General features: G+C 44.5%; 16 protein-coding genes and 1 pseudogene. 2 read left to right on the top strand and 15 right to left on the bottom strand.

The annotated features are described in order from the left end of the window. Nucleotides 1–46 precede the first annotated feature (46 nt). The 12 genes and pseudogenes from BMX95_RS08165 to BMX95_RS08110 form a co-directional block, all read right to left on the bottom strand. Nucleotides 47–1,012: pseudogene (locus BMX95_RS08165) on the bottom strand (serine hydrolase domain-containing protein); the annotation flags it as partial. Between the two features lies 1 nt (nt 1,013). Continuing rightward, nucleotides 1,014–1,697 carry a LytR/AlgR family response regulator transcription factor gene (locus BMX95_RS08160; protein ID WP_242673161.1) on the bottom strand — a complete coding sequence of 228 codons (684 nt, stop codon included), beginning with the start codon at nt 1,695–1,697 and terminating at the stop codon, nt 1,014–1,016. Next, complete coding sequence (locus tag BMX95_RS08155) at nt 1,672–3,243, bottom strand: sensor histidine kinase (protein ID WP_081201684.1); 1,572 nt, start codon at nt 3,241–3,243, stop codon at nt 1,672–1,674. Before BMX95_RS08155 ends, BMX95_RS08160 begins: the two co-directional genes overlap by 26 nt. A gap of 171 nt (nt 3,244–3,414) precedes the next feature. Continuing rightward, complete coding sequence (locus tag BMX95_RS08150) at nt 3,415–4,449, bottom strand: TlpA disulfide reductase family protein (protein ID WP_081201683.1); 1,035 nt, start codon at nt 4,447–4,449, stop codon at nt 3,415–3,417. 21 nt (nt 4,450–4,470) lie between these two features. After that, the gene (locus tag BMX95_RS08145) at nt 4,471–5,538 is read right to left on the bottom strand and encodes a TlpA disulfide reductase family protein (protein WP_081201682.1); all 1,068 of its coding nucleotides are present in this window, start codon (nt 5,536–5,538) and stop codon (nt 4,471–4,473) included. 25 nt (nt 5,539–5,563) lie between these two features. Beyond that, nucleotides 5,564–7,096: a PKD-like family lipoprotein gene (locus tag BMX95_RS08140; RefSeq protein ID WP_081201681.1), complete on the bottom strand. Its 1,533-nt coding sequence runs from the start codon at nt 7,094–7,096 to the stop codon at nt 5,564–5,566. 37 nt (nt 7,097–7,133) lie between these two features. Next, nucleotides 7,134–7,895 carry a DUF4843 domain-containing protein gene (locus tag BMX95_RS08135; RefSeq protein ID WP_081201680.1) on the bottom strand — a complete coding sequence of 254 codons (762 nt, stop codon included), beginning with the start codon at nt 7,893–7,895 and terminating at the stop codon, nt 7,134–7,136. 17 nt (nt 7,896–7,912) lie between these two features. Continuing rightward, on the bottom strand, nt 7,913–9,322 hold the full coding sequence (locus BMX95_RS08130) for a RagB/SusD family nutrient uptake outer membrane protein (RefSeq protein WP_081201679.1): 1,410 nt from the start codon (nt 9,320–9,322) through the stop codon (nt 7,913–7,915). A 20-nt stretch (nt 9,323–9,342) separates the two neighbouring features. Further along, nucleotides 9,343–12,714 (bottom strand): SusC/RagA family TonB-linked outer membrane protein, encoded by a 3,372-nt coding sequence (locus BMX95_RS08125; RefSeq protein WP_081201678.1) that lies wholly within the window; start codon nt 12,712–12,714, stop codon nt 9,343–9,345. 139 nt (nt 12,715–12,853) lie between these two features. Further along, nucleotides 12,854–14,080, bottom strand: coding sequence for a FecR family protein (locus BMX95_RS08120; protein ID WP_165758979.1), 1,227 nt, complete (start codon nt 14,078–14,080; stop codon nt 12,854–12,856). Between the two features lie 113 nt (nt 14,081–14,193). After that, a complete protein-coding gene (locus tag BMX95_RS08115) occupies nt 14,194–14,793 on the bottom strand; it encodes an RNA polymerase sigma factor (protein ID WP_165758978.1) in 600 nt (199 codons plus the stop codon). 53 nt (nt 14,794–14,846) lie between these two features. Next, on the bottom strand, nt 14,847–15,197 hold the full coding sequence (locus tag BMX95_RS08110) for a TfoX/Sxy family protein (protein WP_081201675.1): 351 nt from the start codon (nt 15,195–15,197) through the stop codon (nt 14,847–14,849). Between the two features lie 239 nt (nt 15,198–15,436). On the opposite strand from BMX95_RS08110, the gene BMX95_RS08105 reads away from it, so the two are divergent. After that, nucleotides 15,437–16,684, top strand: a complete 1,248-nt coding sequence (locus BMX95_RS08105) for a hypothetical protein (protein WP_081201673.1) — start codon at nt 15,437–15,439, stop codon at nt 16,682–16,684. Nucleotides 16,685–16,836: 152 nt separating this feature from the next. Here the strand turns inward: BMX95_RS08105 and BMX95_RS34910 are convergent, their stop codons facing one another. Beyond that, a complete protein-coding gene (locus tag BMX95_RS34910) occupies nt 16,837–18,813 on the bottom strand; it encodes a cellulase family glycosylhydrolase (RefSeq protein WP_165758977.1) in 1,977 nt (658 codons plus the stop codon). 560 nt (nt 18,814–19,373) lie between these two features. Between BMX95_RS34910 and BMX95_RS08090 the strand changes: the two genes are divergently transcribed. Further along, complete coding sequence (locus tag BMX95_RS08090; protein ID WP_081201671.1) at nt 19,374–20,042, top strand: ferredoxin reductase domain-containing protein; 669 nt, start codon at nt 19,374–19,376, stop codon at nt 20,040–20,042. 61 nt (nt 20,043–20,103) lie between these two features. Here BMX95_RS08090 and BMX95_RS08085 read toward each other — a convergent pair whose 3' ends face one another. Next, complete coding sequence (locus BMX95_RS08085; RefSeq protein ID WP_081201828.1) at nt 20,104–20,880, bottom strand: rhomboid family intramembrane serine protease; 777 nt, start codon at nt 20,878–20,880, stop codon at nt 20,104–20,106. Nucleotides 20,881–21,010: 130 nt separating this feature from the next. Beyond that, nucleotides 21,011–23,563 carry a TonB-dependent receptor gene (locus BMX95_RS08080; protein WP_081201669.1) on the bottom strand — a complete coding sequence of 851 codons (2,553 nt, stop codon included), beginning with the start codon at nt 23,561–23,563 and terminating at the stop codon, nt 21,011–21,013. Nucleotides 23,564–23,823 lie beyond the last annotated feature (260 nt).

Raw genomic sequence — 23,823 nt, 5'->3', positions numbered from 1 at the left:
GCAATTTACAGATGGCATTGTTTAATACATCCAGGATCGAGTTCTCATCATTGCTTAAGAGAATTATGCAAATACTGTCTTGCGGGATAAAGAAAAAATTGCTGGTAAATCCCGGTCCGCCCCCACCATGAGAAATGGCTTTTTTACCCTCTATGTTGCCTATCTGCCAGCCAAAACCGTAATGTGTGTTAATAGTGTCGGGTGTCTAGGCCTGGTATAATGACTGCCGGCTGATCAATTTAAATGCCTGTTGAGCTTTGTAATAGCGATAAAGATCATCTACTGTTGAGTAGATGGCACCTGCAGCATAAGGGCCCGGCGGATCAATATCCTGCGCCTCCTTTTTTGTACTGGCAGTAAACACTTCATAGCCGGTCGATTTATTTTTATCCTTGAGTGTTTTGAAATCAAAACCGCTGTGGTGCATTTTGCAGGGTTGGAAGATATAACGTTTAACAGCTTCCTCATAAGCAATGCCAGTCACCTTTTGAATGATATACCCCAGCAACCAATAACCTGAATTGCTATAATCCCAGCCTTTTCCGGGCGGAAACTCCAGGGGTTTAGCCGAAAGAAAACGGATAAAGGTGGCTTCCGACTGGTCCTTCATGTCATTGCCTTTCGTGTAATTATAAATGCCGGATTTATGCATAAGCAAGTGTTGAATGGTTATGCTGTCGCCCTTTGGAAAGGATGGATAGAATTTGCTTAACCGGTCATCGAGCGACAATTTCTTTTCTTCTATCAACTTAAATATAACCGTAGCCGTAAATGTCTTGGTAACAGAATAGATCCTGAAAAGCGTATTAATATCATTATTTGTTCCCTTTGCAGCGTTCTTTATTCCAAACGCCTTTTCATAAACAATAGCGTTGCCACGTGAAACCAATACAGTACCGTTGAACCGGTTCAACTTCGCATGTGCGCTAACCAGTTCATCCAGCTGTTTCGACTGGGCATTAATATTCCCCGTTGACCCGAGGGTCAACAAAAAAAGAACCAACTTTTTCATGTTATTTTATTTCCTTGTCAAGGTCTGACAGGTAGGCCGGCCCAATTGGTAGTTCAGCGTTACCAATCCAGACCGTCTTCCTGTCAATTTTGTGGAGGTGTTTCAATGAAACTATATAGGAGCGATGTATTCGAATAAAATGCCTGACCGGCAACAGTGCCTCTGCTTCCCCCATCGTAAGTCGCGAGGCGATCTTTTGGTGCGGCGTTACAAACTGTACATAATTGCCGCTGCTTTCGGCATACAGCACACTTTCAAGTTCTACCCGTACCTGTTCATAACCACTCTTAATAAAGATCGCAGGCAGTGCTGCGGGTGTCTTTTGCCTTAACTGATATTGTTCATACGCTTTATTACAGGCCATCAGAAAACGGGCCAGTGAAAAGGGCTTCAGCAGGTAATCGATCGCATTCAGCTCAAACCCTTCCACCGCATATTCGCTATAGGCAGTCGTAAAAACGATCATCGGCGGATCTGGCATGGTTTTCACCAACTGAATACCAGACATATCCGGCATATTGATATCCAAAAAGACAAGCTGTACCGCATTTTGTTGCATATATCCCAGCGCTTCAAACGCGTCGGTGAAATAACCGGTCACTTCAATGAAAGTTACTTTGCGGGTCAATTCCCGTATTACCTCCAAAGCTTTGGGTTCATCATCTATTACGATCGCTTGCAACATGGTTTCTGTTTGTTATGGTGATATGTAACCGGATAATGAATTCCCCGTCTTTTTCTTCGATCAACAGTTCGTGTTGATGTGGGTACAGCAGGTTCAACCGGCCCTTCACATTCTGCAATCCAATCCCCGTTCTCCCCGCTTCCATATCAACCCGGCGGTGAATGCTGTTCCTTACTTCAAACAGGATGTCTTTTTCGCTGCACTCCATTTTTAAAACGACCCACGACAATTCTTTCCCACTGATCCCATGTTTGAACGCATTTTCTACAAAAGGAATAAAGAGCATCGGCGCCACCAGGTGATGACAACGCACCTCATCCAGGTTATCCTCTATAGCAATGTCCGATGAAGATAAGATCCGAAGCTTTTGCAGGCTGATATAATTTTTAAGGTAATCGATCTCCTTTTCCATTGGGATGAACGCTTTTGTATTGTCATCCAGCATAAACCGCATCATATCGCCCAGCTGCTGAATGCCTTCCGCCGTTTTCTCCGAATCGTGTTGCAATGCAGTCGCATATAAAGTATTCAGGGCATTGAACAGGAAATGTGGGTTTATTTGCGAACGCAGCAGTTGAAGGTTCGCATCCGATTGGGCCAAGGCCGTTTCCATTCCCCGTAATTGCAGGATCTGTTTTTTCCGTTGTTGATATAAAAGCCAGCTGAGCGGCACCACCCCAAATAAAAGAAATGCCCAATACAAGGAGTAAAAAAGCATTGCCTTATCGTGGTGAAAGCAAACCTTGGAAAGTATGGAGCACAAGAAAGTAACGAGCAGGATCCTTTTAAGCACCGGCGCCTGAAGAAACGACGCATCTCCTTTAAATGGAAAAATCCAGAAAGTAGTAAACAGATACACAAGGAAGACCGGGGTAACGCAGCCAAAATACAGTAGAAAATCCTGGTGCAGGGGATTGAGTACAATCAATACCAGCAGGTAAATAAAGAACAGCGGTGTAATATTATTTGTTATCAGCACCCTGAATTCCCGGCGGCCCCAGGGCCGGACAATCAGCCAGCAGATAAATTCACGCACCCCCGCCAATGCAATAACCCGCAGCACCATGCCGGCAATGGCGCCCACCCCATTGAATACGTTTGTAAGTGGCTGGAAATTATTATACTTTAACCAGAATACATACCGGTGCCCCCAATAGGTATACAAATGTTGTCTGCTCAAATATGCAACGAGGTTCATGCCCGCTGCCAGCAGGTAACAAGTACAAATAACAGCGAGGGCAGCCCATAGTATGTTCTTTGAAAAAATCCGCTCTACGTCGTTGAAGGAAATCTTCTTTATCAGGGGAAGTATCACCAGGTTTATAGCCAGGTAGGCTGCAAACAATAACAATACCTCCATTAGTTGTGGTGCAAATACTTGCTTCCAGTAAATAAATTTTCCGCCTGCTTCTTCAAACTCCTTCGCATAACTGACCACGGTCATTCCCACCGAGGCTTCATAAAGTTGTTTCAGGTAAATGATCACCTGAATAATAACCAAGAGGGTAATAAAGATTATCTCATGTTCGCGCCACCTTATTTTCATGCCGGATAATTTTCAACAAGATTAAAGCATACTTCGACATGACTGTAGTAAATGTGATAAAACCGGTAAAAAAGGGATGAATTTAATAAAAGCTTGATGAAACTAAGTGATTCGTAGAAGAAGTAGACACTTCCTCCGTTGATATCACGTGCACATGAGTAAATCTGTTTTTTATGGCAATACTTCAGCGAGCTTTTCCTGCAACCTTGGTCCTTGTAGATTCATGGCTATGATCTTCCCATTTGGATCTATCAGGAAGTTGGAGGGTATGGCATGCACGCCGTATTTAACCGCCACTTCATCATCGAATCCTTTAAGGTTGGAAACCTGTAGCCATTCGAGTTTATCGTGCGTTACGGCATCGAGCCAGCGTTGGCGATCAGCATCAAGCGAAATACTCAAAATATTAAGGCCTTTGTCTTTAAATTGATGAAACGCGGCTGTTACATTGGGGTTCTCGGCACGGCACGGATGGCACCAGCTGGCCCAGAAATCAACCAACACATATTTACCGCGATAATCTGCCAGCTTTATGGCTTTACCATTCGCGTCTTTTTCTGAAAATGCAGGAGCAGACAGCCCTACAATGGCCGTACGGCGGCCATCGTTCAATGCCTTTAACGACTTTACCCTGGCATATTTTTTCAATTGCGGACTCAATCCATTATACAGGGCAGCTACTTTATCGCTACTGATATCCCGAAACCTGATCATTCTTTCCTCCAGCAACAGCACACTGAGCCACGAGTTGGGATGTGTTTTTATAAAGCCGGTTACTACCTCACTATCGGCCTGCTCATTTTTCCTGCGTAAACTTTCAAAATTATTAGCCTCTTCCTGTAATGGCGAGCCCGTGATCATTGATTTTGAGAATTGTGCATTAGTAGATACCGTTACTTTCTCAGGCCCTGCATAAAACTGAACGAACCCTTTCATTCTGCCACGGCGAAGTTCTTTTGTTCGATCTTCCAATGAAACACTTGCCCGTATGGCGCCATCCTGCATAACACCCTGCAAATGCCAGGTGTTGTTTACCAGATTGGCACTATCGCGCATCTCCTGGCCATTATCATTATACGCCAGGTATATTTTTCCTGTTACGGCAGTATCTGCATCGATCTTTCCGTCGATGCTGAATTTTTGGGTCTGCGCCTTTGTAATAAAAGGAAGCAGACCCATCATCGCTACAATTATGGGTTTGTTCATGATTGTTTAAATTAATTGTTCTTATAATATTTCAGCGAGCTTTTTCTCCAGCATTTCACCACGCAGGTTCACTGCAATGATATTTCCCTTTGGATCAATCAGGAAATTGGCAGGCACTGAATTTATGTTGTACAACAGAGCCGATTTTCCATTCCACCATTTCAACTCCGACACCTGTGTCCAGTCCATTTTAGTTTCCCTGATCTTATTCAACCATTTTTCTTTGGAGTCCGGACGATCGAGTGAAATACTTATGATGTCGAAGTTTTTGCTTTTATATTTATCATGTGCTTTAATGAGGTTGGGAATTTCGGCAACGCAGGGACCACACCAGGTGGCCCAGAAATCGACCAGCACATATTTGCCTTTGAAATCAGAGAGAGAGACCTCTTTTCCTACTGTATCGGGAATGGTGAATTGCGGTGCCATATCGCCTACGCCAACCGCGCGCATGCCTTTGATGCGATCGGCCAACTGAATGCCACTGGGAGAGTTTTTGAGGATGGGGCTTAATTTATCATACACCGCCTGCACCATATCGGCTTCTTTACTTCTTATGGCAAAGTCATCCAGTACATCTATACTAACCGGGCTTTGAGGGTTCGCGAGCACAAATTGTTTAATTACCAGGAATTTATGCTGCTGTACTTCCTTCGAGAATTGAAAATTCGCAGCTACCTGTTTTCCCGCGCTTAAGCTGTCGATCAAATGGCGAAACATAGTATTATACCGGTTCAGGCTAATATTGAATGTCGTACCGCCCAATGTATAGGTGTTTTTCTCCGCCGAATAATCGATCGTTATATTTCCCGGTTGCAGGTAAAACACTACCGATCGAGTTCCGTGTGCTGTATAAACGATCAATTGGTCCCTTTGTCTTTCTTCATTTACCACACCTTTTATGGTTAGTTTGCCGTTCACCGGTTGTAGGGTGTCAATGTGTTGCCCGGTCTTCAACGTATAGCGAACGAACATTACCTTTTGAACAGAATCTGCGCCCAGGTTAGCTTTTATAGTAAATGGGCCGCCTTTTTGCGCAAGCGCCATTGCAGGAATAAACCCTGATAACAGGATGAGTATTTTCTTCACTTATATGTCTTTTTTTGATTTACTATTATCTGTCTCTGTAGCCTACACTTACAATTTTTCCAAAACCGGTCCAGGAATTGGTTTTAACCAACTGCCCGTTTACATCGGGTATGCTGTACTGGTCAAGCGTACCATTATTCCCCGAAGTACCTGTTGCATCAAGCACGCCTACGAGCAGCGATTTTGACCAGGCGACGTAATTAGCTTTGCCAAACCGGGAGGCAAAGTGCGGGAATGACAAATATGTAATGGCAGAGGCGCCATAATCGGCCATTAAAAAGCTGCTCTTTAAATATATATCGTACTCATACAGCTTTCCGCCTACGCTATAAAAAACATAGTTATGGTCGGGGCTAACAGCATAATAGGTGGCTTTATCAAAGTCGGTACCGGTAATTTCAGCGTAATAGGTTTGTGGTTTTGCCAGCACAAAATTCAACAGGTATATTTTTTGTGTTGCCGGGTCTTTCAGAATGGCGTAGGTATTGGGAACTATACCGGCCTCTGTATAATAAATGCATTCCATGTATAACAGATCGAGGCCGGTTGGATAATTGAGCGCCGGCGCCACATCTGTAACAGCCGTGCTGGAAGCCGAAGCCGCTGTTACAAATGTTCTCTTATCTGTATTATACATAACTGCTATAGAACCATTGGTGGCAACAAAGGGAGCCACTTTAAAAGGTGTACCGGAAGGCGTATACACATTCAATGGTGAATACCGGAAAGCATAGCCCGCAATCGTGGAATAACAATATACATTGTCGTCCTGTCCAATCATATAATACAGATAATTGGTGGTGGTAATGTTAAGGCCCGTAATGCGCTTCGCCATAAAATTTGCCGGCACATTGCCTGCCATCAGGTAACGGATATTATAAGTTGGGGCCCAGGCAAAGGTTTCCTGGTTTACGCGATTGGTACCGGCGCTGTTCAATAGAAATATACCATAGCCCTGCGGTGTAATATTGGCGCCTACATAAGGCATACAATGTATCTGGTAAGGTATTCCATTCATGGGCACGGTTGAGTTCTGCCTTTTCAACACATCGGTAAACTGGGTAAAGATGCCGGCGGCCTTATTGTAAGAAAGCATATCCAGCCTCGACTGGCCATTCACCTCATTCAACACCATAAAACCTTCGAATACTTCGGTTGATACCGTAAGCGTTGTACGCACATGCACCATTACCCTGGTATTTTTATAGGTGACCTTGTACATCAAAGTATAACTTCCCGGCGCTATATTTACCAGCACTTTCAGGTTTTTGGTAGTTGCCAGCAATGAATCATCTGCAGTAGATACAGAGGTGCTTTTCCTGTACTTCCACTCGTAGGTGTAAGCATCTTCTCCTGTTACGTCTTCCGATGAAATGATCTGTGGCGATACGCGCAGTGTGTCTTTATACAAAGCAGTATAACCTTTCACCGTATCAAAATTGCCGATTGTTACCTGGTTAATGGCGTGGTAGTCATAATTGCCTGTATCCTTGTAACAGGAGGTAACGGCCACAGCAGCCAGGATAAATAAAATGCTATATAAAAATATTTTCTTCATAATGAGTTTGCTTTTTGGAACAATTAAATAAACAGGCCTATTGATAATTGGCACTCATAGCCATCGGGGTACCATCATCTTCGTACACAGTTTGGCCTGCAGCAGTCTGGTCTTTCAGGTAACGGCTCATGGAAATAGCGTAATAAGCGCATTTTGCGTCGAGGTTCAGGTCGTAGATGCCATTTATGGTAATATCTATCGGCATGCCGGTTACCTGGTTCAACAGATTTACCTTCTTTACGCTGAAGATGCCGAAATAGCCCTGAAAAATACCTGCCCAATAAGAGCCTGGGCCAAGAATGTCGGTAACATTTATCTTAAGCGTTAATGGATTAATTGAATCCAGGAGGCCTTCAATGATCTGTATGTTCGTTTGAAATTTACCATTGGGTTGCAGGTTCAGCTTCAGAAACATCGTTCCTTTCTGCAAATCGGGCGTGCGTAATAATTTAACAGGAAAGCTGTCGACCAGTTTACCGGCTCCCAGCACAAATTTGCCGGGTAATAAAAAATGCGTCCCAACCTGGGCGGAAGAGGACGGGTCAACAGTAATGATAAACTCCCGGTCTTCTTTTGCAGGTACGCCCGTAACGGCAAAGGGCACCATGACATTGCTATCTCTAACCGAATTGGGACTGTATGCAAAGGTAAAATTGATACTATCCAATCGCAGTCCGGATTTTTTATAATAAAAGTAGATGTTGTCGGATGCATTATAGGTAAGCAGTGATTCCTTCTTGCACGCATCCAACACCACTACTGTAACCAGGCCCCATACTATATATTTAAATAGATTCATTGCTGTTATTTTTTGAATTAACGGGGAGTTGTTTCGGACAATGGCAAAGGCACTAAATAAACCGGGCTTACATTAGCTGTTGACGAGCCGCTCATTACGGTAGCGGTTTTGGTTCGCTTATAGTAATAGAATATCTGTCCTTCGCCCCAAAATTCCTTTTGATATTCCTTTTTTATCTCAGCCGGTAGGTTGGCAGTAGCAGCCAGAACGGGCAATCCGCGGTGGTATCTTACTGTATCGAGCAGGGTCTTTGCCTGCGTCACGTCCGTTTCGGCCAGTATATAATATAGCTCGGTTTTACGTACCAGAGGTTGCACAAAACGCCATGACTTGGTTTGATCGCCAATGTCTTTGAATTTATCGAAGGCAGTGAACCCGTTCGCACTCGCATTATACCAATACGCATAGCGGTAATCGTTCTTATTGGCTTCAAATATCCTGTCGAGGCCGGTATTGTCCATGGTTACCACCTGGTTACTTTGAAGGGTGGAACTAAAGGTGGATATATAATTGTTGTACATCTCCTGATTATAGGAGCCGAACAATATCTCGGAAGAATATACGCGGTCGGGCGCCACGGCATTGGTAATAGCGGTAGTGGGTGTCCAGGGGAACCATTTTTCGCCATTCGCTAATACGGCTTGCGCTGAATCTCGGGCAGCATCGGTGTTACCACCCCATAGATACGCACGCGCCATTAATGCTTTTACAGCGAAATAGTTCAGGCGTTGGTTACGGAAACCACTGTAAAAGTCGGTGGTATTATTAATTCCCCGACTGATCACCGGGTCTACCAGTAATAGGTCCTCTGCAGTTGTAAGATCTGTGAGTACATTATCGAGCACCTGGCTGGCTGGCAATAAAGGTTGTGCAGCACCATTGGCCTGGGTATAATAAGGAATGGATGGTGCTGTTGGGTTATTGACATACACAGGGCCGAATAACCGCAGCATATCAAAATGCAACATAGCCCGGATGGCAATGGCCTCGCCCTTCATCTGCTGGGCATGGGCGGTAGTCAGGGTACCGGTTTCGGCCATTTTATCCATCTGGGGAATAAAGTCATTTACATACACAATTGTACTATAGGCTTTTTGCCATATCTGTTCGAATGTGGGTTGCACCTGCACATGGGAATAATTATATTGGGCCACAAACTGGTAATTGTTGGAGCTTCCGCTTGCAGGCGATTTAAACCGCTGCCCCAACAATTCAATGGTAAGCGTACTGAGGTTGGAACCATATAGCTGATTATCGGCGAGGTAATTGTAGATCCCATTCAACGCCTGCTGGGCCGATCTTTCACTGGCGAAAACCTGGTCGCGGGTAAAAGAAGATTCCGGTTGTACGGTGAGGTATTTTTTACAGCTGGTTATACTGGTTACAATAGTCAACAACCAGATTATATATTGATGTGTTTGTTTCATGTGAGTTGATTTTTTCGCATTTAGAAAGAAGCACTCAAACTGAAAGCCGCGGTACGGGCAAAAGGATAGTCTGTTCCGCGTTCGGTCCTTATACTCTCCATCCAAAAAATATTGTTCAGGAAAAAGCTCATGCTTAGTGACTGCATCCTGAGCTTTCTTATCCAGCCATTCCCAAGGCGATAGGCAAGGCTGAATGATTCGCCATTGAAGTAATTATCTTTCTCAATGAAGCGCGACGACATGGGTGTACTGCCCGTAAGTATAATGGACTTGAATTGCGCTACATCACCAGGTTTTTGCCAGCGATCGTACAACGCCCGTTTATCCTGGTTGGCCAGCAGATCGCCGATGTTTTCCACTTTCGTGTATACCGCACTGTTCAGCTTATGACCGCCCTGGCTGTATCGGATAGCAGCGGAGAGTGTAAAGTTTTTGTAAGTGATGCTTGTATTGATCACCCCTTGTATACCCGGCCGGGTATTACCCACCTGCACCGCATCTTTGGGATCGTAATTATAAGAGAGCGTTCCATCTTTTTTCTGGAACAACTCATTACCTGTTGCGGGGTCAATACCTCTTGACACTACCGCCCAAATATCGTCGGGACTGTTTCCATCAACATACCGGTTCAATCCATTGAGCGCCGCTGTTCCGCCTTTGTTATTGAGGCTATCAGATTTATTGTTGATCACATTTAAACTGTTGCCCAAACCGCCATAGGTGCTTTTATAGGCGCTACCGGTAACCCCTATTGTCCAGATGAGCTGTTTTTTCAGATCACGAACTGGCGTAAAGCGTACATTGAATTCCCACCCTTTTGTTTGCAGATGTCCGAGATTGATAACATAGCTGGAATTCACACCAACTGAAGAAGGCAATACCCCATTAATGCCAATGGCCATGGGATCGGTAAGTTTGGTAAAATAGTCAACCGTACCGCTTATTCTTCCACCCACAACGCCGAAGTCAACTCCATAGCTTTCCTGCCGGGTTTTCTGCCACTCCAGGTCGGGATTGCCTAATGACAACATATTCAAACCCTGGCCAAAATTGTTCTGGCCTGATTGAAAAGCGAAAGTAGAAACAGATGTAAACTGTCCCAGGTTTTCGTTACCGGTAATACCAATATCGCCTCTAACTTTCAACAAGGTTAACCAACGAACACCCTGTAAGAAACTTTCTTTATGAATATTCCAGCCTATACCACCGGATGCGAAATTTTTAAACAATTTATTAGAACCAAAAACGCTGGCGCCATCTAAACGATAGGTAGCGTCGAGCAGAAACCGGTTATCAAACACATAATTCACGCTGCCCAAGAAACCTACGCTGCGGCTCTTTAGTGTTGACGCACTGGGGCGACTGAAAGGGGTGTATTGAAAAGCATAGGAAGGATTGCCATTGGTACCATAGGGAAATCCTACCGCCGAGAAACCTGTTGACTGGCTGGTATTGTTTTGTATTTCGGAGCGGCCATTCACATTCAGCTGATGTTTTCCTATTACCCGGGCCCAGGTCACCATAAGGTTGGCGCTGTAAGAATTGAACTCTGTTGTAGCATTGGTATAGGCACCCTTTTGGTGCGGGTCTATGCCATCGAACTGGGTATTATCGGGTGGAATAAATGAGATCTTCGAACTATTGCCCTTAGCCAGTTGCAAACCACCCTGAATACGTACTGATCTGCTGATGGTATAAATGGCCGAGATATTATTCAGGAATGAGAAATTAGGTGTTTTATTTATACTGAACAAAGAAGCATTGTATAATGGATTGAACAATCGCGCCCCTGTTGTATCGAGGTATTTGGGAATAGAACCATCACCCAGGCGTTTTTTATAATAAGGGCTGGCTGTGGCGAAAGCACTGAACGAGCCATAGGGTGAAGCGATGGCATTACCGCCCGAAACAGACAACATATCTATAATGTTCAGTTTACCTTTACGGTAAGTAATGTTCATATTACCGCTCCAGGTACTCCGCACAGATCCTTTCATAATACCATTCTGAGTACTGTAAGAGGCGCCGCCGTTGAACATCAGATCGGAGTTACCACCGCTTAATTGCAGGGAATGCCGGTTATTGTATCCTATGTGCACGGGCTCGCTTAACCAGTAGGTGTTTATACCCGATTGTACAGCTTTCATACGGGTGGCGTACTGTTGATCGGTAGCCCATTGATCGGTGGGCTTTACATACACGTTTGATAATCTTTCAAACTCCAGCTTTTCTCCGGCATTCATGAGGTTGTAGCTGCGCAGATCCGGCATGTCTAATGACAAGTCGCTGGTATAATGCATTCGCAACTGACCGGCCACCGGCCGTTTGGTTTCAACCACCACTACCCCATTCGAGGCTTTAGCGCCATACAACGCAGTAGAAGCGGCATCTTTCAAAATGGTCACAGAGGCCACCCGGTTCATATCCAGGTCATAGATCGCCTGCAAAGTGCTTTCAAAACCATCGAGAATGAATAAGGGCTGGTTAGGGTCACTATTGAATTGGTTATTCAAATCGGTGGTATTCACACTTGTTCTACCCCGGACCTCAAACGTAGGCAATGCATTGGGATTAGAACCCTGGGCATTATTGGTAATTTGTACAAAAGAAGGGTCGAGCGTTTTTAAACTTTGCAACAAATTCCTGTTACCCACCAGCTTTAACTGTTCACCAGTATAGGTTGATGCAGCCCCGGTAAAGTTTTCTTTCTTGCGGCTGAACATCCCATTTCTTATTTCAACACCCGACAATTCGGTCACTCTGGTTTTTAACCGGGCAAAGAATTCGGTTTGAGTGCTGCTCACCTTTACTTCTTCATCTTCGAAACCAATGCTACTGATCACCAGGGTAAATGGTGGATACACATTTTGTAAAGAAACGTTCCCCTTGTCATTGGTAAGCCGGGCAAAACCTCCGTTCTTTATTACAACAGTAGCGCCCGGCACCGGCTTGCCTTCATCACTCACTACAATGCCTCTTACATCAATGCCCGGTTTGCCAGGCACAGTATCCGTACGTGTCCAGCCGGGATATTTTGGAGGCATCACCGGCTTTTGCGAAAAAATAATGTTCTTCCCATCTATCCGGTAATTCAGTGGTTGGGACTGCATTATTTTAGCCAGGAAATCTGTCAAAGGCATATTAGCAGCAGTGATGGTAACGGGTTTCGTCTCTTTCAACAAGGCATCATTTCCAAAAACCACATAGCCGGTTTGTTTTTTAACTTCAGCAAACACTTTTCTTAACGACACTTCTTTCCCTGAAAAATTAATGATTTGCCCCTTTGCAATGGTTTGCATACTCAACAAAGCCAGGGTTACAACAAAAGCCAATAACTGTTTTCTCAGCCTGGATCTGGCTGAAGGGTCACACCAATAAGCAGTTCTTTGCATGTACGTAGCATTTTACAGCCCGCCATAGTCTTTAGCTGTGGCGGCAGTTTGGTTATAAAAATAGAAGCCCTTAAGGCCTTGCGCAAGGCCATTCAATTTTGCAATTCAATAAGATAAGTGTGTGAGTGTGGTTTGGTATCTAAGGCAGTACAATCAATCTATTCCCATCTATGCGAAAACGTATTCCTGAGTCTTTTAATGCGTTTATTATTCCTGACAAATTTAACCCCCTGCTTAATTCTCCATAAAACTTCACATCCGGAACTTTCCCTTCATACACCACCTCTATATCATACCAGCGTTCAAGTTGTTGCATTACTTCGCGCAACTGCATTCCTTCAAAATTGAACAACCCGTTTTTCCAGGCCATCACGTTGTCCAGATCAGGTGAATGGTCAATGGTGAGTGGTGAGTGATCAGTAGCTATAGCCTGCTCTCCTGGTTTAAGAACTGCCGATTGATTACTACCGATTGCTCCCGTGCCTGGCAGGGACCGGTTGCCGACTTTCACCTTCCCTTCCAGTAAGGTTGTTTTAATTACTGATTCATCTTTATAAGCCTTTATATTGAAATGGGTACCCAGCACTTCCACTTCACAACGTTCGTCTATATTCACCTTAAAAGGCATGCGTGCGTTCTTCGTTACTTCAAAATATACCTCGCCGGTTATTGCAACCAGGCGTTGATCTCCAGTAAACTGTGTAGGATAATGTATTGAGCTGGCTGCATTGAGCCATACTTTTGTGCCATCGGGCAGGGTGATCTGGAATTGTCTTCCTTTGGGTGTACTCACCGTATTATAGATCATCCCGCCTTTGTTTGATCCCGTTGCATCATAGGAAAGCCTGCCTTCGTCGAGTATCACTTTTGTTCCATTTTGCGAAGTGATCAGGCCTTTGCCAAGGCTGTCGAGCACTACCTGCCTGCCATCAGCCAGGGTCAATACAGCACCGTTTTTACCGGGCGGCACATCTGCCGGCCCGGGTTGAACGGTATTGTGAGCGGTATCAGTGTGAATAGTATTTTTCAAAAGATAAAAAACACCTGCAAACCCTATCAACAAGACAGCGGCTGCGGCCCAGCCCCAGCGACGCATAAAATTGATCCGGTGTACAGGCCGTCTGCTGATATTGGGGGTATTATTTTCTTTGTCTACCTCTATTACCCGGTTAAATGTCGTTATAACTGTTTCCCGGCTTACCCCTACTGCCTGATCACTTTCCTGATCTATCCATGCATCCAACACCCTTATTAATTGGTCCTGGTCGGGCACTTCCAACAATGATTGCAATTCCTCCAACTCCGGTTCTGATAACCGGTCGGCAGCAAACTGTTGCATAAGAAATTGTAACCTTGTTGTTTCCATATTCATGTACATTGAAAGTCTGGCCCCTTCGGCATCGTTTCAGGCGTCGTCTTCTTCCGGGGATAATAAGACAACGCCGCGAAACGAACGTCACGACCAAAATGAACATTTATTTAAAAAATCTTTATTAAAGTGTAAATGATCAGTACGGGACCATGCCCGGAGGCAATTAAATGTTCCCTGATCTCCTTCAGGGCAGCCGAGAGTTGATTTTTCACCGTTCCTACCGGTATACCCAGCTTTTCAGCTATTTCCATGGGCATCAGTCCCTGTTCGCGGCTCATTGCATACACCCGTTTTTTTTGTTCGGAAAGTTTACCGATGGCCTGTTTGATGGCGGCACTGATCTCCCCTACTGAGGTGCGTTCAAAAGGAGTAACCGTTTCAACAGCAGTACCGGAACCGGCTATGAGGTTGCGCTTTTTTTCGCGGATTGCTTTTTTAAGATAATTCAAATACGTGCGGGAGGCAATTTTAAACACCCAGGCCTTTACATTTTCAATTGTTGCAAGGTCGTCGCGGTTCACCCATATTTTTATAAATGTTTCTTGCACAATTTCTTCTACGTCACTTTCAACGCGGGTGTATTTAAAAAGGAATGGCCTGAGCAAAGCGGAGTAATGGTCATAAAAAGAAAAAAAGGCCCTTTCATCGCCCTGTGCAATATTTTGCAGTAACTCTTTTTCATTATATAGGGCATTGTATGACAACAATACGAGCCAGTTTGGTTTTATCGTTCGAAGCTAAAATAAAAAATTGATTTATATTATTTCTTTCCCCTCTTCGATGATTTTGCTTTTTCATTAAAGCTTACACACAAACCAACCCAGTACTCAAAATCTTTTTTTGACTTGAACCCTTCGGGATGGATATAGCAATAACCTTTGTATTCTCTGCCTTTCATGATCATGGGTTGAAAGCCGTTTTTCTCAGCCACCTCGTCCTGCAAAGCAGGATCAAACCGGCACATCAGGTTTTCACCGCTTACGCTGACACACATTTTGCCATTCACCATAAATGTAAGCCCCCTGAACATTTGTTTTTCTTCGATCTTTAATTTGGGAAATTGCACAAGGTATTCCCGTATTCTGTCTGCCAGTTTTATATCGTAAGCCATGACAAGTTGATTTAAATTAACATTACCAAAATACAAAAAAGTGTTCACTCAGTGCCACTCACGCTGCACGGTTATTGGCTAAAATTGCACACTTATCGACCAAAACAACACGCTTATTAAGTTATTATTATAGGTTCTAAAATCTTGTTATAGTTTTACGGTTTGCAACTTTAATCAATCATGATCGTCATACATGGTGGAAGTCACATTTTGGGAAATAAAAAAAAGTAATCGGCTGCATGAATCCAGCAGATAATAATATTTATTTATTGCAGACAGAGTGGAACATACAGGGAAGTTCATATGCAACGGAGATAAATGCGCAGCTGGCATTTGTTGAGGAACATGGTTTGCATAACTGGAAGGGACAGGAGCCTGCAGATAGCCGCAGCGAACTGGCGCTGGAAGTATTATCTCTTTTAAAAAAGGCCAACAGGGAAGGCACTATCGATAATTTCAGGGCATCTTATCCACCTGCACATGCCCCTTTTTTAAATATCATTCAGGAACAGGGGCAAAACATAGAAAACCTTTGTTACATAAATGACAATACGATCGCATTTATTATAGGTTCTGCTTACGAAAAACGAAGGGCCTATGTACTCACCAACAGGAACATTGAAAAGTTATCCGATTCCATACAGGCAATTGGCCGTTCGCACCAGAACAATATTTACGCCATTGCAAAAACCAATTCTATAACAACCCATAAGAACTGGGAAGGCAGAAGAATTGCAGAATTCAAATTACCTCCTGTTGCCACCTTGCCCATTTCACAACTCATTCCCTTTAACGACGGCTTATCTGTATTGCTCATCTCTTCAGAAGGCATCTACCTGCTCACCACCAGTGGGCACACCCTGATACATCCCGTTCCCGATCCGCAGGATCAGGAATGGAGCTCCTATATAGACATGGAGCATGCCGCCCTGTCGTATGACAATGATTTAATTGCCGTAGGCGACCAAACTTCCGCTCACCGCCTCCTAAACCGCTTTGGGCATCACCTGGCCACCATCGCCCCGCAGTCATCATTTCCGCATTATGCATTGTTCTCTAAAGACGGGCAAAAAATATTACTGAACTCCTGTCATTTATACGATGGGGTTACCATCAGCGTACCCACTGCCTCATTTACCAATCTATATCCGGGTTTAACCAGTCAAACCATTATCGATAAAAATTGCCGGGTGTATGCTGCGGTAGCCACCTCGGAACTTTACATCTTTGGCGATGCCGCCGGTCACATCCAGGCATTCGATCAGGAAGGAAAAAAGTGCTGGCATTATTTTGTAGGTTCTACCATTACCAGCATGACACTTTCTGAAGATGAAAAAACCTTATGGGTTGCTTCCTGCTCAGGCATGATCCATAAACTGAAACTCAATGAAGGCCAGCGCGACAATCACACCATCGGCAACGGCAAGCACTACGAAGAGTTCAGGGTAATATTCTGGAAGAATGAACCACAACCATTGGTATGGTAACCCTCCTACGCCAAGGCTTCGGCGGGCAAAGAAAAAGCTTCCCCGGAATTTGCATTCCAGGAAAGCTAATACACAAGGGCGCACACGATTCTAACTCACACCAACTTCTTATAATTCTCGCTTTGAGGGCATGGCTTTGAGGGCAGCCTGTATTATTGAACGATTAACTTTTGCGTGTAATTATTGCTACCGTTGCTGATCTTTACCAGGTATACACCGGCAACTTTAGCAGCAGGGATAGTTACAGTGGCTTTGCCTGCATTGTAGGTGGCAATCGCCTTTCCTGAAAGATCCATTATCGTAACATGTACCGGGGCATTTGCATTGTATTTATCTACAGTGATCGTATACAAAGCACCGCGGCGTACAGGGTTTGGATATACCGAACCAACCACCCTGGCAGCAACAACACTTTGTGTTTCTACAGTGGTCAGTCTGGCCCCGGATACACTGCCAAATCTGAACTTCTCCCAACCATCGATAGTAGGCCGGTTACAATTCATTGGTTTTTCCCCGTTCTCTGAAGACACGAACATCCCATTGTTGCCGCGCAAAGAGATAGTACCATCACCATTATCGAACCAGTCGAACTGTTCCCAACCCTGTGGCGCAGGGCGGTTACAGGTCATCGCCTGTGCACCATTTTCTGATGATACATATTTACCCATGCTTTGCAGGGTTATTTTTCCGCCTCCCGCATCGCCTACATAAAACTGTTCCCAACCCTGTGGCGCAGGACGGTTGCAATTCATAGCCTGTGTTCCATTCTCAGAACTTACGAACATGCCGTTATTTCCCTGCAGCCAAATAGTTTGACCAACAGGTGCTTTGCCGGAAGGATTGTTTGGCGCAGTGCCCGGAGCTACTGCCGCAATGGTTCCATTGTTGCGAACACAATTGGCAAATTTGATATTGTTAAGCACGGTGCTCATAGTCCAGGCACCATCGGTAAGAAAAGGCGCATTCATATGCATCAGGGCCGCATTCTCTCCCCAGTCAAAACGTTTGTAAGTCCAATGACACCAGCCAATACCTTTTGAATTCAGCGCAGCGATATTTTCTCTTAACCAGTCGTTGTTGTTCTCACCGGTTTCACCCACCCATACCGGAACATTATAGGTGTTACGGAAGTTCACCATATTGGCGATCTTGTTGATCTGGTTAGGGTTGCCATCCGTTTCAGTGGTAGAATTGGTGAGCCAGTACCGGTGGGCATTGTAGATCAGGTTGGTTCTGTTGCTGAATGTCCAGGGCTCCATATAATCATAGTTATTGCCCCAGCCGTTTCCTTCAATCATCAGCATGTGATTATCGCCCTGGGCCCTCACTGCATTGATCAGTCTTTCAAACAGATCATGAATAGGCGGGTTTGAGGGCACATTATTGGGTTCATTGATCAGGTCGTAAAACGCTACGCGGTCATCATTGATGTAGCGGGCACTGATCTTCTGCCACAGGCGAACGGTGATGTCGCGATAGATCGCTTTGTTCCACAGATCATTTCCCACGAGGGCATCGGAAATATTAGCATCTGTACCCTGGGCACCAGGTGCAGCATGCAGGTCGAGGATCACATACATGTTATTGGCAGCGCACCAGCTCAGGATATTATCAATGATCCGGAAACCTTCCAGGTTAGGATCGGTAAACAGCGTATTGCCATTATACCAGCTGGTTAGGCTGTTCACATAATTATTATAATTACCTGAATTGCGTGCTACATTGTTTCGTACGGAACGTTGCGCATTGGTAAGAAATAATTCATAGTGCATAGGGAGTCGCACGCAATTGAAACCCAGTGATGCGATATAGTCGATGTCGGCTTTTGTAATGAAGTTATCGCGCCAGTTCTGATAAAAAGTTTCTACATCGGCTTCGGATACACCCTGATCGTATAAGCTCTTTTTAAATGACCATTGGGTTCCGCCTGTGCCGGGGTTTATCATATACCCTTCCTGCAGCAACCAGCCACCCAGGCCCACTCCTTTCAGCAATACTTCCTGGCCGGAAGCATTGACAATTTTTGACCCGTTAGCAGTAAGCCGGGAAAGCTGGGCTGTAGCCTGCTGCACGCCAGCAACAGCTATTGCCAGTAACCAGGTAAATAGCAAAGTAAATTTCATTTTCATACGATACTGTTTATTTTAAAGATTAAGGAATAGATTACCCGGCCATAACAGCGTTACAGCTAAATAATATATGGTAATGGCAATAAGGGCTTGATTGCTGCTTGCAACTGCAACAATAACAGTTTAGGGTGTGGGGCTATGAGAATAGTGTAGGCGTGCTCTTTGTGTAACAGGGATTGATTGCGATGATCATCAATGCAGAAGAAGTAGAAGGGTACATTGATGCGGCAAATTTACTTGACCAGATAATTACAGCATCTATTCTTTCTCATTTTATTTGTTAACATTATAATTGATCGTCATAACTATGCCCCATACCCGTGTAACCAAAAAATGAAGTTACTGTTACCAAATTTATCACAACGTTCATTCATACCACCACTTGCTATTTTCGCTGCATTAGAAATACGGTTATTTGCAAACGAAATACCATCTCCTTCTTTCCGCTTTACGCATAACATAACCCATTGAAAAATATAAACTTCGCACTGGGGAATGATTTGGGCAAAATGTATATAATCTGTAGATTGCTTTTAATATTAATTAAAAAGCAAGCAGTTATGGAATCGCATATTGTAAAAATAAAGACCATCAAACAGGTAACCCATGATGTTAAAAGTTTTCGCATAGAGAAACCGGAAGGTTATGTGTTTACACCGGGTCAGGCTACTGAAATAGCTGTCAATAAAGAAGGCTGGAAAGATGAACGCAGGCCCTTTACTTTTACTTCATTGAACAATGAGCCCACGCTTGAGTTTACTATAAAGCGTTATGCCGATCACAACGGCGTTACCAATCAGGTCCATCAACTGGTGCCCGGCGATGAATTGATCCTGCACGATGTGTGGGGTGCCATTGCGTACAAAGGACCTGGTTATTTTATAGCAGGGGGCGCCGGCATTACACCTTTCATTGCCATCCTCAGACAATTACACCGCGATAATCAAACTAAAGGCAATACCCTTTTCTTTTCAAATAAAACTGCGGCTGATGTTATTTATGAAGAAGAGTTTAAGAATATCCTCGGCAGCGATGCCATCAATATTCTTAGCCGCGAGCAGAAGGATGGATATGAAAATGGCAAGATCGATGAAGACTACCTGCGCAAACACGTTACCGATTTCAGTAAACATTTTTATGTGTGCGGGCCTGATAAGATGATTGCAGATATAAATGCTATATTGGAGAAATTAGGCGCCTCTGCAGATTCAGTTGTTTTCGAAAAGTAAAGAAGACGAAGTAAGAAGCAGGAGGTAAAAAGTTTCAGGATCTTCTTACCTCCTGCTTCGGCTAGACAAACCTCCGTCTCGTCGCCTTCGCCACTCTTTTCTTCCTGATATACGCGGACCCAAACCAGCCCACCAACAACAACCCAAATATAAACCCGCCGATATGCGCAGCATAGGCAATGCCACCGGCATCCTGTCCGCCCAGGGCACCCAGCCCGTTTACAACCTGGAAGACAAACCAAACCCCTACGGCAATAAAAGCGGGAACAGGAATGATAAAAAGGAATAGCAGGAGATGAACGGCCTTGCCGGGGAACAACCGCATATAAGCCGCTAATACGGCCGAGATAGCGCCCGAAGCGCCCAGACTGGGGATCAACAGGTTTTGCCCGAATACCAGCGTAGCGATCACATGGCTCAACCCGGCCAGCATTCCGCACAGCAAATAAAAGAACAGGTATTTTATATGTCCCAGGGCATCTTCTACATTATCACCAAAGATCCATAAGTATAACATGTTACCGGCCAGGTGGGCCAGTCCGCCATGCATAAACATAGAGGTGAACAGGGTTAAAAAAGTGGGAATATTGGTAGGCTGTAAGCCCGGCGTTTCAATCAAATTACCGGAAAGCGGGTCTCTTTCCACCAATGCCTTGGTAACAATATCATGACCAGTTAATATTTCACCGGGCACTGCCGCATACCCCAGGGTGAACTCGTAGTTCTGGCCAAAGCGCTGGTAATAGATATATACAAAAATGTTAAGCGCAATCAGCAGGTAGTTGATCACAGGAAAAGTTTTCCTGTCTCTATTGTCATCTCCGATGGGGAAGACCATACTTTTTTTACCAAATGTATGCAATTGGTATTCCTAAAAACAATCCAGCTGCAGTTTCAGGTTACAAGTTTCAAGGTTTTCCCTGAAACCTGCAACCTGGAACTTATAACAGCCTCTTCATCACAATTAATCATTTTAAAGTATAGGTAAGTGTAGTATAATAAAACCCACCTATCTGTGGCCCACCCAAAATGGAGTAGTAATAATGGTTCAGGAAATTGCCGGCACCCACTTTAACGGTAATTGCGGGTTTGTTAAAGGTATACTGCACCATGGCATCGGCATTGAAAACAGCCGGCACATTTCCATTTACCAAAAACGACTGGTAATAAAAATTGCTTTGGTACCTGCCCGATAAAGAAAAGCCCAGGTTCTTGTACACATTTGTTGCCCGAATGCCGGCATTCACCATCCACTTAGGCGTATTGAAGCCATCTTCTAATCCGTCGTTGGTGTTTGTTCTTTTCAGGGTTTTATAGCTGGCATTCCCGAATAATGAATAATGGTTGTCGATCAGGTACAGCAGATCGATCTCGGTACCATAATTATGAACAATGGTTTTTGAATTGGTCCACAAGCGATAGCGGGCCTGCTTGTTTTTATCATACAGGTAGGCCGGCATCTGGGCGCTGTCGGTGGTATTGGGTACACTGCCTTCTATCTGGGCAATAAAGTTCGAATAGAAATTGTAGTAAAAATCTATATCTACAGAAAAACGGCCATTGAGCAGAATAGACCGGTAGCCCACTTCAAAGGAGTGCATTTGTTCCGGTTGTAGATACGTATAGGTGTTATGCTGTAAAATTCCCTTGTTTTTCTCGATGGCAGCCGTCTGTGTCAGTCCCTGGGTATTTACATCTTTATTGACCGCGGCGGTAAATTCATCGATGGAACTTTTTAACCAGGTGTTTTCAAAAACGCCGTTCGACATCACTTTCAACCCGCCTACCCTTTTCACGCCTCCACTGTTGATATTGGAGAACCCTTCAAAAATGCTGGGGAAACGATAGCCGTTCTGATACGAGAAGCGTACAAAGCCGTTGCGTGTTAACTCATATACTGCAGTAAGGCGGGGGTTCCATTTTAAATTGAAGTACTCGTAACCGGTTCCACGCAATACAGCGCTCAACTGCAGTTTATCGTGCAGGAACCTTTTTGAGGCCTGCACAAAAAAGCCGTAGCTCGTATAGTTTAAATTATGTCCGGAGTCGGTTGGATTGATAAAATAATTGCCGTCAGGTACAATGATATAATCCCTGAAATCAGCGCCTACCTGCAGGTTGAAACCGGTATGCAATAATTTTCCCAGGTCAAAGGAACCTTCCGTATGCACCAGGTGGGCTTTTACTTTTAAGGCGGCGCCTATATCCCAGTTATTGATCTCCTGTAATTGTTTCAGCTTGTCTTTAAAGGCATCAGTGCCGGGTTGCAGCCGGCCGGCATCAGCGGCATCGCGCGCAGCATGGAGGGCTGCAGATACATCTCCTTTTGCGGCGTATGCAGTATTAAATGCACTGGTATAGTCCGCAAACCATTTGTTATTGTCTTTAAAATTCAGGTCCATCGTTTCTGCCATCGAGCGCAGGTTATAGGAGTGCCCGGTATTTTCTGAAGTAATGTAAGCACGCGCCTGCACCAGGGAATTTTTAAATTGAACAATGTGCTGTTGCAATAAATAATCCTGTAAGCGAAAGCGGTTCGACCGTTGATACGTATTATTCAGAAAAGCGGTGCGGTAGGTATAAGAAAGCTGTGCATTCTCTGTAGGCCGGAAATAAAGCGATACATCCCCCTTTACGTTTTGCAGGTTATAGTCGGCTACATCGCGTTCGTAATAACCGGTGCGCGCCACTACATAATTCTTTCCGGCAAGTGTCAATGTTTTTCGGTTCGATGATTCGTTCCCATAACCATTCACGGCATCATAGGCCGGGTTATCGGCACCCATTAAATTGGTTGTGGCATTGCCGTTGGGAAACAGGTCATTCCGGTTGTCGGCTACCCAGTCGTACCCACGGTTGTAACCCGCATTTATTTTAAAGGCCCATTTTTTTCCTATTACCCTGGCCCAGCGCAGGTTGGTTTCATTGTACAACCTGGCCGATACATCGTTGGGATCGTTTACATGGTTCACCGCCACTTGTTGTTGTATGCTAAACCCCTGCGTTGTAAATGGATCTTTCGTTGTAAAATTCACCAGCCCGTTGGTGGCATTCATGCCATATAACGCCGATGCCACACCCTGGATCATTTCCACATGATCGATATCGAGGTCGCCGGGTGACAATGCATTTGCAATGGGGGCACCTATATGCGGGGTCTGGTTATCTATATTATCGATCATTTGTACAAAGCGCACATTCGTAGTATTTGAAAAACCACGGGTATTGATGATCTTGAATCCCATACTGGGGACAATCATATGCACGCCTTTCATACTGCCAATGGCATCAAAAAAGCCGGGTGCGGCGCTTTGTTGTATCTGCGAGTTGCTCAGTTTCGAAATGCTCACCGGGGCTGTGAGTTGTTTTTCCTGTAAACGGGAAGCAGAGATTACAATCTCCTGTAGCACATGTACTTTGCGGCTGGTGTCTGGTACGTCAGGCTGTTTTTCCTGGGCCCCACTACTAATAGCCGATAATGAACATGCTATAATACATAGCATCTTTTTATCATAACCCATATATAAGCAGTTGATTCGTTATCTCCTTAAGAATACAACGCAAATATAGGGGGTTTTCAATTGAGGAGATAAATGATGAAAGTCAGGGTAGAGTTGACATGTTAACAGGTTGACAAGGCAAAGACAGACATGAAAGAGGCTTGCAAAAAACAGAGGCCAGAAATAGGAGATCCTACTTCTGGCCTCTATTGCCATATATTTATCAGGTTACCTTTTATCAACTCCATCAACCCTATCAACCTGTCAACGTGTTAACCTGT

This window comes from Niastella yeongjuensis (assembly GCF_900110245.1).
Classification (GTDB): Bacteria; Bacteroidota; Bacteroidia; order Chitinophagales; family Chitinophagaceae; genus Niastella; species Niastella yeongjuensis.
The sequence above is the reverse complement of the archived record's forward strand: the minus strand, read 5'-3'. Positions and strand labels throughout refer to the sequence as shown.

What these genes read in the sequence shown, in the direction of transcription:
- BMX95_RS08160 (WP_242673161.1), bottom strand. Translation starts at nt 1,697, where the DNA reads ATGTTGCAAGCGATCGTAATAGATGATGAACCCAAAGCTTTGGAGGTA.
- BMX95_RS08155 (WP_081201684.1), bottom strand. Translation starts at nt 3,243, where the DNA reads ATGAAAATAAGGTGGCGCGAACATGAGATAATCTTTATTACCCTCTTG.
- BMX95_RS08150 (WP_081201683.1), bottom strand. Translation starts at nt 4,449, where the DNA reads ATGAACAAACCCATAATTGTAGCGATGATGGGTCTGCTTCCTTTTATT.
- BMX95_RS08140 (WP_081201681.1), bottom strand. Translation starts at nt 7,096, where the DNA reads ATGAAGAAAATATTTTTATATAGCATTTTATTTATCCTGGCTGCTGTG.
- BMX95_RS08135 (WP_081201680.1), bottom strand. Translation starts at nt 7,895, where the DNA reads ATGAATCTATTTAAATATATAGTATGGGGCCTGGTTACAGTAGTGGTG.
- BMX95_RS08130 (WP_081201679.1), bottom strand. Translation starts at nt 9,322, where the DNA reads ATGAAACAAACACATCAATATATAATCTGGTTGTTGACTATTGTAACC.
- BMX95_RS08125 (WP_081201678.1), bottom strand. Translation starts at nt 12,714, where the DNA reads ATGCAAAGAACTGCTTATTGGTGTGACCCTTCAGCCAGATCCAGGCTG.
- BMX95_RS08120 (WP_165758979.1), bottom strand. Translation starts at nt 14,080, where the DNA reads ATGGAAACAACAAGGTTACAATTTCTTATGCAACAGTTTGCTGCCGAC.
- BMX95_RS08110 (WP_081201675.1), bottom strand. Translation starts at nt 15,197, where the DNA reads ATGGCTTACGATATAAAACTGGCAGACAGAATACGGGAATACCTTGTG.
- BMX95_RS08105 (WP_081201673.1), top strand. Translation starts at nt 15,437, where the DNA reads ATGAATCCAGCAGATAATAATATTTATTTATTGCAGACAGAGTGGAAC.
- BMX95_RS34910 (WP_165758977.1), bottom strand. Translation starts at nt 18,813, where the DNA reads ATGAAAATGAAATTTACTTTGCTATTTACCTGGTTACTGGCAATAGCT.
- BMX95_RS08090 (WP_081201671.1), top strand. Translation starts at nt 19,374, where the DNA reads ATGGAATCGCATATTGTAAAAATAAAGACCATCAAACAGGTAACCCAT.
- BMX95_RS08085 (WP_081201828.1), bottom strand. Translation starts at nt 20,880, where the DNA reads ATGGTCTTCCCCATCGGAGATGACAATAGAGACAGGAAAACTTTTCCT.
- BMX95_RS08080 (WP_081201669.1), bottom strand. Translation starts at nt 23,563, where the DNA reads ATGGGTTATGATAAAAAGATGCTATGTATTATAGCATGTTCATTATCG.